The organism is Akkermansia muciniphila ATCC BAA-835 (assembly GCF_000020225.1).
GTDB classification, from domain to species: Bacteria; Verrucomicrobiota; Verrucomicrobiia; order Verrucomicrobiales; family Akkermansiaceae; genus Akkermansia; species Akkermansia muciniphila.
On the sequence record NC_010655.1, the window covers coordinates 496,836 to 510,469 of the forward strand.

A 13,634-nucleotide genomic window follows, 5' to 3' on the forward strand; every position below is an offset into this window, starting at 1 on the left:
GAAAAAGGAAAACAAATCATGCGTGAAGTTACCGTAAGAAAAGGTGAACCTATCGACCGCGCTCTCAAGCGCCTCAAAACAAAACTGGATGTTGAAGGCATTCTGGATGAAATGCGCCGCCGCCGCGCCTTTGAAACCCCGATGGACGAACGCCGCCGCAAGGCCCGTTCCGCCAGCAAGCGCAACAAGGTAAAATGGCGTTACAGCAACAAGAGCGAAGAAACCGCTTCCGAAACTGCTGAAACACCCGCTTCCGCTCCTGAAGCTTAAAACAGTATTGGTTCGGGAATAAGAACCCAATTTCCATGAGGGCAACCCTTTCTCAAGGATTGCCCTTTTTGCTTCCCTCTGCACATGAATCAGTCAGCCCAGCTCTTCTCCCGCGCGCGCTCCGTTATCCCCGGCGGAGTCAACTCCCCCGTCAGGGCCTTCCGCAATGTGGACGGGGACCCCTTCTTTGTTCAATCCGCCAAAGGAGCCTACATCACGGATGCGGACGGGCGCCAGCTTATTGACTACATAGGCACATGGGGCCCGGCCATTCTGGGCCACGCTCCGCAACCCGTTCTGGACGCAGTACATGCCGCCGTGGACAGGGGGCTGGGCTATGGAATTCCTGCGCCGGCGGAAGTGGATATGGCGGAAATGATCACGGACATGGTTCCCTCCGTGGAAAAAGTGCGCATGGTCAACTCCGGAACGGAAGCAACCATGTCCGCCATCAGGCTGGCTCGAGGCTATACCGGACGCCGTAAAATCATTAAATTCATCGGCTGCTACCACGGCCATGTAGACTCCCTTCTGGTGGCGGCGGGTTCCGGAGCGCTCACCTTCGGAGAACCGGACAGCGCGGGCGTGCCCAGGGAAATGACGCAGCTCACCCTCACCGTGCCCTACAATGACCGGGAAGCAGTAAAAAAAGCCTTTGAACTCCATGGAAGCGACATTGCCGCCGTCATCCTGGAACCCTTTCCTGCCAATGCCGGGCTCTACTTTCCGCAAAACGACTTCCTTCACTTCCTGCGGGAAATAACGCTCCGCCACGACACCCTTCTCATCTTTGATGAAGTCATGACGGGCTTCCGGGTCGCTCCCGGAGGCGTGCAGCAGCTTTACGGCATCACTCCAGACCTTACCTGCATGGGCAAAGTCATCGGCGGAGGCCTCCCCGTGGGAGCTTTTGGCGGCCGTTCGGAAATCATGGACTGCCTTTCTCCGCTTGGCCCCGTGTATCAGGCGGGAACCCTGTCCGGCAATCCCGTTGCCATGGCGGCGGGATTGGCCCAGCTCCGGGAACTCCTGAAAGGGAACGCCTATGAACGCCTGGAACAGCTCGGAGCACGCATGGAAGAAGGCATCCGCGAAGCCCTCAAAAAACACGGCAGAAATTACACCTTCCACCGTGCGGGCTCCATGTTCTGCCTCTTCTTCACGGAAGAGGAAGTCTATAATCTGGAATCCGCGCAAAAAGCTTCCAAAAAACTCTTCAAATCCTTCTTCTGGAACATGCTGGAACAAGGCGTCTACTTCGCGCCTTCCCCGTACGAAACGGGCTTTATCTCTACAGCCCATACGGAAGAAGACATTGACCGCACGGTGGAAGCTGTCCGCATCAGTCTCTCCAGGCTGGGTTGACATGCCCCTGATTTGAAGTGACAGCTCACGGCCCTTCCCCTATAAGGACTTCATGAGACAAATGACAGGAACCATGCTGCTTCTGTCCTCAGCAGTCGTTATGGCCGCTCCCTGGGCGCATGCGGAGGAAAAGACAATCCAGCTCACGGAAGCGGAACAACAGGAAATCAAGACGGCAAACGAAAAGCTGCTGGGCCTTACCCTCCGTTTCCTGCATGACTCATGGCCGCTGGAAATCATGTTTCCCGGAGAAGTGCAGGAGGAATTCCACTCCATTCTTCAATGCCATCAGATGCTGGAGCAATTCCGCCAAACCGGCAACCTCCTGCTCCAGACGCCGGACCGTACCACGCCTCTGCACCTCTGCATTGCCCTGGGATTAAACCGGCTGGCCGTCCGGATGGTAGAAGCGGGCGCTCCCGTCAATGCTCAATCCATTTTCATGCATGACGGCACAAAAGAGCCGGGAGACACCCCCCTTACCTGGGCGTGCCTCTCAGGCCTTTATATGAATTCCACCGCGGAAGAAAGGCTGCCGCTGGTGCACGCCCTGCTCAAACACGGCGCCGAGCCGGATCAGCCGGGGCCTTGGGGCGTCACCCCGTTCATGTATTCCGCCGCCCTCAATGACTCCGATCCGGGTCAGGAAAAAATAGCGCTGGCGCTCCTGGACGCCGGCTCCCCGGATCTCAAGCGCAGAATGAACGCTCAGGCGCGCGGAGTCGGCTTCCTCAGTCTGTCCCCCGCCATTTACGAACGGCTCATCAAAGCCGGCTGCGATGTTAACGAACGCTTTTTTGAAAGCAAGCAATCACCCCTCCACCTGGTCTGCACCAAGGAAAAACCGGCGGAACGCCTCATTCCTCTCATTGAACTTCTCATCAACGCGGGAGCGGATCCCAACCAGCCGGACGTGGATGGCCTGACTCCGCTGATGGCCTGCAACTCTCCGGAAATAGCCGTTTGCCTCATGAATCACGGCGCCAATCCCTCTCTCCGCAACGATGACGGCCAGACAGCCTATGACTTCCATATGAAAAACGGGTATCCCCCCATTGCGGAAGCCATCAAGCACTGGCAGTCCAAGCAGAAAAAAGGGGAAACCCGCTAAATAGCGGACGCCATCGCAGGCTTTGCAGCCCTCCTTCTCCCACTGGTGCGGGAAAGAAAAGCGGATACCGTCACGGCCCGGGAACAGGCGGCCGGAACCCTCTCCCCGGAACAGCCGTGCTTCCGAAGCCATGCAGGCAGCCCACCCTGTTTCCTGTTATAAAAAAGCCGCTTCCCCAATTCAGGGGAAGCGGCCTTGAAAACCACAGGAAGAAAGAATTATTCCTCCGCTTCTATGCCTTCGCCGATCATCTTGGGATCTTCCGGCATCTTGCCTGTTGTGAAGTAACCTTCAATTTCCTCCAGGGAACGTCCCTTGGTTTCAGGCAGGAAGAAGGTCACCGTAATGAAATACAGCACCGTAATGCCGCCCAGCGTAAAGAACACGCCGGAATAACCGCAGCTGCCCACCCACGGGAGGAAGGAACCGGCGATAACCGTAGAAACCAGCTGGTTGATCAACAGAGCAATCGCCATACCGTTGGAGCGGATGCGGGCTGGCATCAGCTCGGACAGTGCCAGCCAGACGCATACGCCGGGGCCGGTGGCATAAAAAGCAATGAAGATAATGAAGAACGCAGTCACGCCCCAGCCCATGGAGGTATCCGGCTTTTCGCCCAATTCCGCCTTCAGAATGGAAACGGGCTTCATGGCATAGCCGTCCTTGCCGTTCACCACCATTTTATTGGTGGAATCCGGAACGGCCTTGATCACGGCCAGGGAAGCCCTGTCCTCTTCCTTCTTGATATCCTTGGTATCCTTGGTCAGTTCGGAAAACTCTACGACGGAAAGCTGGGTGGAAGACCCCATCAGGAACTGGTACCAGGCGGGATTGGCTTCCGGCTGGTCATAGGTGATGATGAGCTGCATCCTGTTGATATCCTTGTCGGCCATGCCGTTCTTGGCAAGAAGATTCCTGATGAAGGGGGAATCCGGAGTGCGTTCCAATTGAAGCGTTCGGATGGAACCCACATCCTTGCCCTGTTCAAACTCCTTCTGGACGGAAGGGCTCTGGGCGGCCAGCAGGGCAGCCACATCCGCAGTCACATCCTTGCGGGCTTTTTCCACATTATTGAACAGGAACCCGGTGCCAAGAAGGCCGACCACGATGCCGGCCGTTCCGATTTTAAGCAGGAACTTGCGGCCCTTGCGGTCCACCAGCACCATGGCGACAATAGTCATCAAGCAGTTCACGACCTTGATGGTAAAGTCTGCCCAGTTGGCGGTGGTGCCTTCCAAGCCTGCCTGCTGGAATACCTTCACGGAATAATTCAGCACGGAATTAATGCCCGTAGCCTGCGTAAACGCCAGAACGAGCACCGCCAGAACAAAGGGATAGATATACTTGCGCTGAAGAAGGGACTCGCCGGAAGAACTCTGCTTTTTGAGTTCCTCCGCCTTCTGCTTCTCTTCCTCTTCAATATGGACCATTTCATCAAACACTTCCTTGGCGCGGGCATCCCCGTAACTGCGCACCAGCACAGCCATGGCTTCATCCTTGCGGCCGCGGCGGAACAGGTAGCGGGGAGATTCGCTCAAACGGAAGGAACCGAAAAACAGGAACAGGCCGGGAATGGCGCAAACCCAGAAAATAGCCTGCCAGGCCAGAACCTTGGCGGAAGTCAGCGATTCTTCGCTCGCGCCGGAATTCTCGACGCCGCCCACATAACTGGCGGCAAGCAAACCGACGACGGCGGCAAACACCAGGCCCACCGTCAGCAGGAACTGGAACATTCCCGTTCCCTTGCCGCGGGACTCGGCGCTCAGGCACTCGGCCAGATACAGCGGAACGACCACGCCCACAATACCGGCGCTGGCGCCCTGAAGAATACGGCCCAGCAACATAATGCCGAATACTTCCTGGGACAGGCAGATCACGGGGATGCTCGCCGTGAACAAGGCTGCGGCCACGGTAATCAACGCCTTGCGTCCCATCTTGTCGGCCAGATAGCCCGCAAACAGAGAAGAAAGAACGCTGCCGAACAGCACGGCGGCCACCACCTGGGAAAGCTGGGAGGGATTAAAACCGGCCGTCTGCTCAATGTAGGGAAGCGCGGCAGCAATCACGCCAACGTCCACACCGTAGAGCAGGCCGCCCAAACCGGCCATGATGAGGAGATAGCGCATATATCGCCTGGCCGCATCCGGAACGGCGGCTTTCATGTTTTCTTGGTCTGTCATGGTCGTTGCATTCTAGTAAATTGGCTCTTCTCCGCAACCAAAAAAAGACGCTTCCCGGGCAAAAACAAATTTCCTCCCCGGAAATGCGTTCAAATGATGAAAATATCGCAAAAGAAACAAGTAACAAACTGTCCGGGAACAGGAAATCATTTGGACACCTCTGCAGAAAAGCCCTCATGCATCCCCCGGTTCCGAAAAACAGCCATGGGAAAATTCCGGAGCCGCACTTCAATTACCGTAACAATCCCCGTAAACCGTCCGGGAAAAAAACTCCCCTTCCGTATTGAAGCCAGAAAAACAGCGCGATGCGCCATCACGGAAACGGAAGCCGCCCTTACCGGCCTCCTTTGGCGGAAGAATCTATCCCAAGCCGCTTTTCAATCAGGTTCACAGACAACTCCGCGCACAGGCGCAATTCGTTATCGGCGTCATGAGTGAAAGCCTTAAGCGCGGACAGGGAAGCTTCCGAACCGATTTCCCCAAGAATTCGGGCGGCGGAACGTTTCAACACAAAATCGTCCGACTCATTCAGCGAACGGATGATATCAGCTTCTCCCGTTGGGCCGGCAGCCTTGCATTCGTCCTCCCACTTCTGGGGATCCTTTTTCCATTCCTCCAGAAGCAACGCCAAACTTCTCTTTTCCGAACCATGCAGTAAAAACCTGATCAGAGACGCCGGGATTTCGCAATCCGCCTTCTTCAGCTCCGTAGCCACGTAATCAACCACGCGCTGAGCCTCCTCATGATCCGGTTCTGCCCATACCACAAGGGCCGAAGCCAACGCGGTCACATATTCCGCATCACGCCCCCACGGTTCCCGGAGAAGCTCCACCAGCCTGGAAGAAACCTCACCCCGCATCTTATCCGGATTTACAGCCGACAAACGTTTTGCGGCGGCAATAACGCGGCGGATGTCCAGACAGGACAGCTCCTTCAAATTGGCCAGCACGAAATACTGGTGGCGCTCATCCTGCAACGCGGCGGAAGCGGGCCGCGCTTCAAACCTGTCCCGGTTCAGAATCACTTCCACAAAAAAACGCTCCTTATCCTGCAGGGACACCTTCCCCATCTTGCCCGCAACCTCTACAAATTCCTTAAACGTAATGGGAGTGGGAGTAATAACGAACAGCCCGCCGCCCGTTCCCTTGCGGTCATAAAAAATAGGTTCGTCCTCGGACTGGGTCATCCTCTTCAAATACGCCTTTACCATATCCCGGTTGGCTGCATTCACCCCAACCACCCATACGCCCAGAACCCCCTGGGATTCCTTGCGGTCAATAGCGGAAAACAGAGGTTTCAAATCACCGGCCCCATAATTCTGGACAGAAGCGTTCTTGGAGGGCAGCTGCTCCAGCCCCATGCTGGTAAAGCCGGAGACATCTTCTTCCCTGACACTCCCCTCTTCATGCCCCCCGAGCAGGGAGGGATTCACCTTGACCGGATACACGAAAGGCAGGGAAGCAATCCCCCCTGCAACCAGCAAACCCAGCAAAATGAAAACAATCTTGTGCCTGCGTCCGGCACAGGCCATCAAGCCTCCGGCAAGACAGGCAAAAAACAGGGCAAACGCCTTCTGCTGGGGCTGCTGCAGCATGGAAAGGAAAAAGGTCCCATCCATCTCGGAAGAAGCATTGTAAAAAATCCAGACGCAGCCGGCGGCAACAGCCAGGGACGCGCAAAGGCACACCAATTGGATCAGCCCCGTTTCCACCAGGGCGCTCTGAATGGCTTCCCTTCTGTCTTTGGGGGAATGGACGGAAACGGCTTTCTTTGCTTTGGCAAAAGGTTTCTTAGGAATCAGTTTTTCCCTGTCGCAAAGAAACTCATGCCCGCATTTGCTGCAATTCACCATAGAGCCCTCCGCGGAAGAAGGCACATTGATATGTCGTTTGCACTGTGGACAATTCAGATTCACCGGGCTCCAATATGCACGTTTTTCATTCTTTTGCAATACCTGTCTTCCCAACTTTCCTCTTACCATGTACCCCGCGAAAATTGGCAAGAAACTTCCATCGGCTCTTATTTCCATCATTTCCCCTTTTCATTCCGACTCTCTGATTTTTTCCGAATGTTAAAACTCGCTCAAACCGCTCTCATTGAAAATAACATTTAATTGAAAACCATTCCGCAAACTTCGGAAAACAAGGTAAAGGGAAAATTCCCATCTTTCCCTGGCGGAAAGCTGGAGATTGTTTAGTCTCCCTTATCAGGGTCTCACATTTCCAAACGCACCTTGATATAAATTATTTGAATTTTACAACACGGGCCATTGAAAAAAGATAAAAACGCTCTCCATGCTCCTCCTCCCGCCTCACGTCATTCCGAGTGAACACGCTTGCAGAAGAGGAAATTTGGTAGTAGAATTTCCGCCATGTCATTGCAGCCTGCCGAACGCCGAGATTTCATCCGCGATATGATTTCTGATGACCTTGCCTCCGGCAAGCATCAGGCCCCGGTAACACGCTTTCCCCCGGAACCCAATGGGTATCTTCATATCGGACATGCCAAATCAATCTGCCTCAACTTCGGCATCGCCCAGGAATTTCCGGGTGCGCGCTGCCACCTGCGTTTTGACGACACCAACCCCAGCAAGGAAGACCAGGAATATGTGGACAGCATTCAGGAAGACATCCGCTGGCTGGGCTTTGACTGGGGCGACAACCTTTTCTTTGCCAGCAACATGTTCGACTTCTTTTACGAATGCGCCGTTTCCCTCATCCGCAAGGGATTGGCCTACGTAGACGAACAGACGGTGGAGGAAATACGCGCCCAGCGCGGCAACGTGAACGTGCCCGGACAGGAATCACCCTACCGCAACCGCTCCGTGGAAGAAAACCTGGCACGCTTCCAGGCCATGAAAAACGGGGAAATCCCGGAAGGCAGAGCCATCCTGCGGGCCAGGATAGACATGGCCTCCAGCAACATGAACATGCGGGACCCCGTGCTGTACCGCATCATGTTCGCGGAACACCACAACACGGGCAGTTCCTGGTGCATTTACCCCATGTATGACTTCGCCCACCCGCTGGAAGATGCCTACGAACACATCACCCATTCCCTCTGCACGCTGGAATTTGAAAACCACCGCCCCCTCTATGACTGGGTCATTGAAAACTGCCCCGTCCCGGCACGCCCGCGCCAGACGGAATTCGCCCGCCTGAACCTTACCTACACCGTCATGAGCAAGCGCAAGCTGCTGCAACTGGTGCAGGAGGGACACGTCTCCGGCTGGGACGATCCACGGATGCCCACCGTCTCCGGCATGCGCCGCCGGGGCTACACTCCTGCCGCCATCCGCAACTTCTGCCACACCATAGGCATCACTAAATTCAACGGCTTCACGGATGTGGCCCTGCTGGAATACAGCGTAAGGGAAGACCTGAATGCCAACGCGCCGCGCCGCATGGCCGTGCTCAATCCCCTCAAGGTCACTATCACCACCCTGCCGGAAAACGCGGAAGAAATGGCTGAAGTGCTGAACAATCCGGAAAAACCGGAAGAGGGCGTCCGCCGCCTCCCCATCACAAGGGAAGTCTGGATTGAACGGGACGACTTCATGCTGGACCCTCCTAAAAAATACTTCCGTCTGGCCCCCGGCCGCACCGTACGCCTCCGGGGGGGCTACTGCATCACCTGCACGGACTACAAGCAGGATGCGGAGGGAACTATCACGGAAATCTTCTGCGAACACATTCCCGGCACCATCGGCTCCAACCCTCCGGAAGGAATCCAGTGCCGCGCCGCCATTCACTGGGTAAGCGCCAAATACGCGGTGGACGGAGAAATCCGCATCTATGACCGCCTTTTTACGGAAGAAAACCCGGACGCTGCTGAAGAAGGGTTCCTGTCCGTCATGAATCCCTCTTCGCTGGCCGTCATCACAAACGCCAAGCTGGAACCCTCCCTGGCCGGAGCGGAACCAGAATTCCGTTGCCAGTTCGAACGTCTCGGCTACTTTGTGGCGGACCGCAGGGACCATGTACCGGGCCGTCGTCCTGTTTTCAACCGCACGGTGGCTCTCAAGGACTCCTGGGCAAAAAAACAAAAATAACCTCTCTTCATCCCCTTTTATGGACAATCAACTTCAATTCTGCACCGTTGAAGAAGCCGTGGAAGAAATACGGCAGGGACGGATGATCATCGTTACGGACGACCCTGGGCGTGAAAATGAGGCAGACCTGATCATTGCCGCCGAATTCGCTACGCCGGAAGCCATCAACTTCATGGTTACCCACGCCAGGGGCCTCGTCTGCGCACCTCTTTCACCGGAACGGGCGGACGCCCTCCAACTCCCGCTCATGACCTCCGTCAACCGGGAAAACATGTCCACAGCGTTCACCGTCTCCGTGGATGCGGCCCATGACATCACTACGGGCATCAGCGCCGCGGAACGCTCCCTCACCATTCGCACGCTGGCGGACCCCAAAGCCACCGTCAACGACTTTGTTCAGCCGGGTCATACATTCCCTCTCCGCGCCGTTCCCGGCGGAGTGTTGCGCCGCGCCGGCCATACGGAAGCCACCATTGACCTCGTGCGCATGGCAGGCCTTCAGCCCGCCGGCGTTTGCTGTGAAATCATGAAGGAAGACGGCACCATGGCCCGCATCGGGGATCTGGGGGGATTCCAGAAAAAACATGGCCTGAAAGCCTGCACCGTAGCCCAGCTTATTGAATACCGCCGGGACAAGGAAAAGCAAATCCGGCTGGTGGAAACCGTCAACATGCCCACAGACTACGGAGACTTTACCTGCCGCCTTTATGAATCCCAGCTGGACGGAGCTCTTCATCTGGCCCTGGTTCACGGGGAAATCTCCCCGGACAAGCCCACGCTGGTGCGCGTGCATAGCGAATGCCTGACGGGAGATGTCTTCGGCTCCCGCCGCTGTGACTGCGGCAGCCAGCTGCACGCCGCCATGCGCCGCATCGCCCAGGAAGGAGGCGTCCTGCTCTACCTGCGGCAGGAGGGCCGCGGCATCGGACTGGCGGCAAAACTCAAGGCCTACAAACTTCAGGAACAGGGTCTGGATACCGTGGAAGCCAACCTCAGGCTCGGCTATCCGGACGACCTGCGCGACTATGGCATCGGAGCGCAAATCCTGCATGACCTGGGAGCAAACCAGTTGCGCCTGCTTACCAACAACCCGCGGAAAATCGTGGGGCTGGAGGGCTTTGGCATAAAAATCACGGAACAGGTTCCTCTCATCATCCCACCCAACGAACAAAACAGCAAATACCTGGCTACCAAAAAATGCAAGCTGGGCCACATCCTGTAACATTCCACTCCATCCCTTCATGTCCACGGAACTTCCCCGCCGCCAGCGCGCCACGGGCACGCGCGCCAAAATCTGCATCGTCGCCTCGGAATACAACGAACAATACACCCAGGCCCTGGTAGAAAACTGCTCGGAAGAACTGAAAACCGTGCTTCCCTCGGTCCGCCTGGAAATCATCCGCGTGCCGGGAGCCTTTGAAATTCCGGTGGCCATTAAATCCGTTCTCTCCCGCTCTCCGGAAAAACGTCCTGATGCCGTGGTGGCTCTGGGGGTCATCCTGCGCGGCAGCACAGACCACGCGGACCTTATCGGCTCCACCATTACCCAGGCCCTGATGCAGCTCGCCCTGGAATTCACCACCCCCGTCATTCATGAAGTTCTGCTGCTGAATGATGAAAAGCAGGCCTTCGCCCGCTGTATCGCCTCTCAGCTCAACCGCGGCCGTGAAGCGGCCCGCACCGCTGCCCGCATGGCGGAACTCTTCCTCAACTCCCTGCTCCGGCAATAATACCTATTACTCTCTCCTCTCTATCGCCATGCTCTCACGCAACCAAATCAGACAAGCCGCCCTCCAATACCTTTACGCCGCCTCTCAGACGCCGGAAACGGAACGGGAGGGAATCTGGGACATCCTGATGGAACCTTTCCGGGGCGACTACTGCAAACTCAAGGCCAAGGCCGTCTCCGGCCATCTTACACGGGACTATCCGGACAAGCTGCGCCTCTTCATCACCCGTGCGCGGGAAACGGCGGACAAACTTCAGCAAGACCCCCTTACCCTGCCCGTCCGTGACCAGCTTCAGGACCTGCTGGCCAAGGAAGGAGAATTCAACGCCTCCCTGCTCCGGCTGAAAAAAGCCCTGCACGAGGATCCCTCCAATGACAGGGGGTCTCTTTCCGCCGCCTGCGACGCCGCTCAGGGACTCAATACCGCACTGATGCAGATGCGCCGCCGCCTGCTGGACACGCTCAAGGACTTCCCTGCCTATAACGCAATCTGGCCCTCCCTCATTTCCTCCTGCAGCAAACTCCAGGAAATCAATGACCGCATCAACTGCCTCATTCACCCGGACGACCGCCCCTCCCTGGCGGAAATAAAAAAAGTGGTGGAGGCAGGGAGGGATGCGGAGGAACTCTACCGGGAAGCCAAAACCCTGGGAGAAGACATCCTGCGCCGCCGGGACGGGCTGGACGCCGCCATCGACTCCACCCTGGAAAACTACTCCCCTGAACGTGTCAGCGCCATTGACCGCGCCATTCTGCGCCTGGGGGCCTATGAACTCCTCCATCGCAAAGACCTCCCGGCCCCCATCGTCATCTCGGAGGCCATCCGCCTGTCGGAACGCTTCTCCTCTGCGGAATCCCCCCGCTTCATCAACGGCGTCCTGGCCGGAATCTCAAAAACGGGACGCCCGGCATAACTCCGCTTCGCACCATGGCAGGATTCTTTAAAAAACTATTCACCAAATTTTCCCGAAGCTCCCGGATAGACTGGGAAGAACTGGAAGCTGAGCTGGTAGCCGCGGACATCGGCATCAGGCGCGCTATGGGTATTGCGGACCAGTTGAAGGAAAGCAAAGGCCTGGATGCGGAAAATCTGGTGGAATCCACCCGTGAAGTGCTTCGCCGGGCCTTTCCTTCCACCGCTCCGTCCCTGCCCGCCCCTCCGGAAGGCAAACCGCTGGTCATTCTGGTCGTGGGCGTCAACGGCACCGGGAAAACCACTTCTGCGGCCAAATTGGCCCATTTGCTGCAAAAACAGGGCTCCCGCGTCCTCCTCGCTGCGGCGGACACTTTTCGCGCGGCCGCCGTGGAACAGCTTCAAAGCTGGGCGGACAAGCTGAACATCCCCATCTGCAAGGGAGCCCCCAGCCAGGATCCGGCCTCCGTCTGCTATGAGGCCCATACGCAGGCCATCAGGGAAGGCTTCCAATACCTCATTTGCGATACCGCGGGGCGCCTCCATACGCGCCACAACCTCATGGAGGAACTCTCCAAAATTCGCCGGACTCTCGCCAAGCAGGATGCATCCGCCCCCCACAGCACCCTGCTGGTGGTGGATGCCACCACAGGCGCTAACGCCCTGGCACAAGCCAGGGAATTTCATAAAGCGACGCCCTTGGATTCCGTCATTATCACCAAAATGGACGGTTCCGGAAAGGGAGGCGTGGCCGTAGCCATCATGGATGAAATGCACATTTCCCCCTCCTTTCTGGGAACCGGGGAAGGAGCCGAAGACTTTGAACCCTTCAACCGGGACCGCTACGTGGATTCCCTGCTGTAACGGGACCTCCTCAAATCCATGCCACCTCTTCCCCTCATCACTGCCCAGACGGAGGAAAAGCTGCTCGCCTTCCTGACGGAACACGGGCACACTAAATTCCGCACCCAGCAGGTTCTGGACTGGGTGTGGCGCAAGCGCGTCACCACCTTTGACGCGATGAGCAACCTCCCTCCCGCGCTCAAAAATCTGCTGGCGGAAAATTTCCGTTTCCACACGCCGGAAATCGTGGAAATCCACGGTTCTGCGGACACCACACGAAAATTCCTCACCAAAATGGAAGACGGCAGTCTGGTAGAATCCGTCATCATCCCTGCCGCAGCAGCGGAAAATGGAGAAAAATCGGAGCGCGTCACCCTTTGCGTTTCTTCCCAGGTAGGCTGCGCCTTCGGCTGCAAATTCTGCGCTTCCGGGCTGCTGGGCCTTAAACGCCACCTCACCACGGGGGAAATCATCGGGCAGATTCTCTCCGCGGAAGCCATTGCGGGAAAACGGGTCAATAACATCGTCTTCATGGGCATGGGGGAACCCCTCTCCAATTTTGACAACCTGGCGGATGCCCTGGAAATCATCACTTCCCACCGCGGTCTGGAAATAGGGGCGCGCCACATCACCATCTCCACGTCGGGATTCGTTCCCGGCCTGAAAAAACTGGCGGCCTATCCCAGGCAAATCCGTCTGGCCGTTTCTCTGCACGGAGCTACGGACGAAGTTCGCGACCAAATCATGCCGGTCAACAAAAAATGGCCGCTCTCCCAGCTCATTCCGGCCCTTGAGGAATGGAACAGGGGAAGAAACCAGATGCCCACGCTGGAATACATTCTCATCAGGGACATCAACGATTCTCCAAAAGACGCGTCCCATCTCGTCCGGATCGCCAAACGCCTGCACGCCAAAGTCAATCTCATCCCGTACAACACCGTGGAGGGGCTCCCGTGGAAACGCCCTTCGGAAGAACGCTGCCGTTCCTTCCGGGATGCAGTTCACAAGGCGCGCATCCCCGTTACCATGCGGTATGAAAAAGGCCATGACATCAACGCCGCCTGCGGCCAGTTGAGGCTGAGAAAGGAACAGGAAAAGAGCGGAAAGACGTCCCGTTGACGGAACGGAGCTTTTCCGAATTTACAACGTTGCCTATTGCCCGGCGCCCTCCG

General features: G+C 56.8%; 11 protein-coding genes. 9 read left to right on the forward strand and 2 right to left on the reverse strand.

Translation table 11 applies throughout. The features are described from left to right. Positions 1-18: 18 nt before the first annotated feature. From rpsU to AMUC_RS02310, 3 genes are all read left to right on the forward strand, one after another. Complete coding sequence (rpsU, locus tag AMUC_RS02300; RefSeq protein WP_012419469.1) at positions 19-270, forward strand: 30S ribosomal protein S21; 252 nt, start codon at positions 19-21, stop codon at positions 268-270. An 84-nt stretch (positions 271-354) separates the two neighbouring features. Continuing rightward, positions 355-1,635, forward strand: a complete 1,281-nt coding sequence (gene hemL / locus AMUC_RS02305) for a glutamate-1-semialdehyde 2,1-aminomutase (protein ID WP_012419470.1) — start codon at positions 355-357, stop codon at positions 1,633-1,635. Positions 1,636-1,687: 52 nt separating this feature from the next. Beyond that, on the forward strand, positions 1,688-2,746 hold the full coding sequence (locus AMUC_RS02310; RefSeq protein WP_012419471.1) for an ankyrin repeat domain-containing protein: 1,059 nt from the start codon (positions 1,688-1,690) through the stop codon (positions 2,744-2,746). Between the two features lie 218 nt (positions 2,747-2,964). Here the strand turns inward: AMUC_RS02310 and AMUC_RS02320 are convergent, their stop codons facing one another. Together AMUC_RS02320 and AMUC_RS02330 are read right to left on the reverse strand one after the other, a co-directional pair. Continuing rightward, positions 2,965-4,926 (reverse strand): MFS transporter, encoded by a 1,962-nt coding sequence (locus AMUC_RS02320; RefSeq protein WP_012419472.1) that lies wholly within the window; start codon positions 4,924-4,926, stop codon positions 2,965-2,967. 334 nt (positions 4,927-5,260) lie between these two features. Continuing rightward, positions 5,261-6,778 (reverse strand): HEAT repeat domain-containing protein, encoded by a 1,518-nt coding sequence (locus tag AMUC_RS02330; protein ID WP_012419473.1) that lies wholly within the window; start codon positions 6,776-6,778, stop codon positions 5,261-5,263. A gap of 519 nt (positions 6,779-7,297) precedes the next feature. On the opposite strand from AMUC_RS02330, the gene AMUC_RS02335 reads away from it, so the two are divergent. The 6 genes from AMUC_RS02335 to rlmN are packed head-to-tail and all read left to right on the forward strand — an operon-like array spanning position 7,298 to position 13,581. After that, the gene (locus AMUC_RS02335) at positions 7,298-8,977 is read left to right on the forward strand and encodes a glutamine--tRNA ligase/YqeY domain fusion protein (RefSeq protein ID WP_012419474.1); all 1,680 of its coding nucleotides are present in this window, start codon (positions 7,298-7,300) and stop codon (positions 8,975-8,977) included. Between the two features lie 19 nt (positions 8,978-8,996). Continuing rightward, positions 8,997-10,199 (forward strand): bifunctional 3,4-dihydroxy-2-butanone-4-phosphate synthase/GTP cyclohydrolase II, encoded by a 1,203-nt coding sequence (locus AMUC_RS02340; protein WP_012419475.1) that lies wholly within the window; start codon positions 8,997-8,999, stop codon positions 10,197-10,199. Between the two features lie 19 nt (positions 10,200-10,218). After that, complete coding sequence (gene ribH, locus AMUC_RS02345; RefSeq protein ID WP_012419476.1) at positions 10,219-10,707, forward strand: 6,7-dimethyl-8-ribityllumazine synthase; 489 nt, start codon at positions 10,219-10,221, stop codon at positions 10,705-10,707. Further along, entirely contained in the window at positions 10,643-11,620 is a 978-nt protein-coding gene (gene nusB / locus AMUC_RS11780; RefSeq protein ID WP_167525134.1) for a transcription antitermination factor NusB, read from the forward strand. The genes ribH and nusB overlap by 65 nt, the downstream gene beginning before the upstream one ends. Positions 11,621-11,634: 14 nt before the next feature. Further along, entirely contained in the window at positions 11,635-12,483 is an 849-nt protein-coding gene (ftsY, locus tag AMUC_RS02355; RefSeq protein WP_012419478.1) for a signal recognition particle-docking protein FtsY, read from the forward strand. An 18-nt stretch (positions 12,484-12,501) separates the two neighbouring features. Beyond that, positions 12,502-13,581, forward strand: a complete 1,080-nt coding sequence (rlmN, locus tag AMUC_RS02360) for a dual-specificity RNA methyltransferase RlmN (protein ID WP_012419479.1) — start codon at positions 12,502-12,504, stop codon at positions 13,579-13,581. Positions 13,582-13,634: the final 53 nt, after the last annotated feature.

Coding starts and splice junctions, on each gene's coding strand:
- ribH (WP_012419476.1), top strand. CDS start 10,219: ATGTCCACGGAACTTCCCCGCCGCCAGCGCGCCACGGGCACGCGCGCC.
- AMUC_RS02340 (WP_012419475.1), top strand. CDS start 8,997: ATGGACAATCAACTTCAATTCTGCACCGTTGAAGAAGCCGTGGAAGAA.
- hemL (WP_012419470.1), top strand. CDS start 355: ATGAATCAGTCAGCCCAGCTCTTCTCCCGCGCGCGCTCCGTTATCCCC.
- AMUC_RS02320 (WP_012419472.1), bottom strand. CDS start 4,926: ATGACAGACCAAGAAAACATGAAAGCCGCCGTTCCGGATGCGGCCAGG.
- AMUC_RS02335 (WP_012419474.1), top strand. CDS start 7,298: ATGTCATTGCAGCCTGCCGAACGCCGAGATTTCATCCGCGATATGATT.
- rpsU (WP_012419469.1), top strand. CDS start 19: ATGCGTGAAGTTACCGTAAGAAAAGGTGAACCTATCGACCGCGCTCTC.
- ftsY (WP_012419478.1), top strand. CDS start 11,635: ATGGCAGGATTCTTTAAAAAACTATTCACCAAATTTTCCCGAAGCTCC.
- AMUC_RS02330 (WP_012419473.1), bottom strand. CDS start 6,778: ATGGTGAATTGCAGCAAATGCGGGCATGAGTTTCTTTGCGACAGGGAA.
- AMUC_RS02310 (WP_012419471.1), top strand. CDS start 1,688: ATGAGACAAATGACAGGAACCATGCTGCTTCTGTCCTCAGCAGTCGTT.
- rlmN (WP_012419479.1), top strand. CDS start 12,502: ATGCCACCTCTTCCCCTCATCACTGCCCAGACGGAGGAAAAGCTGCTC.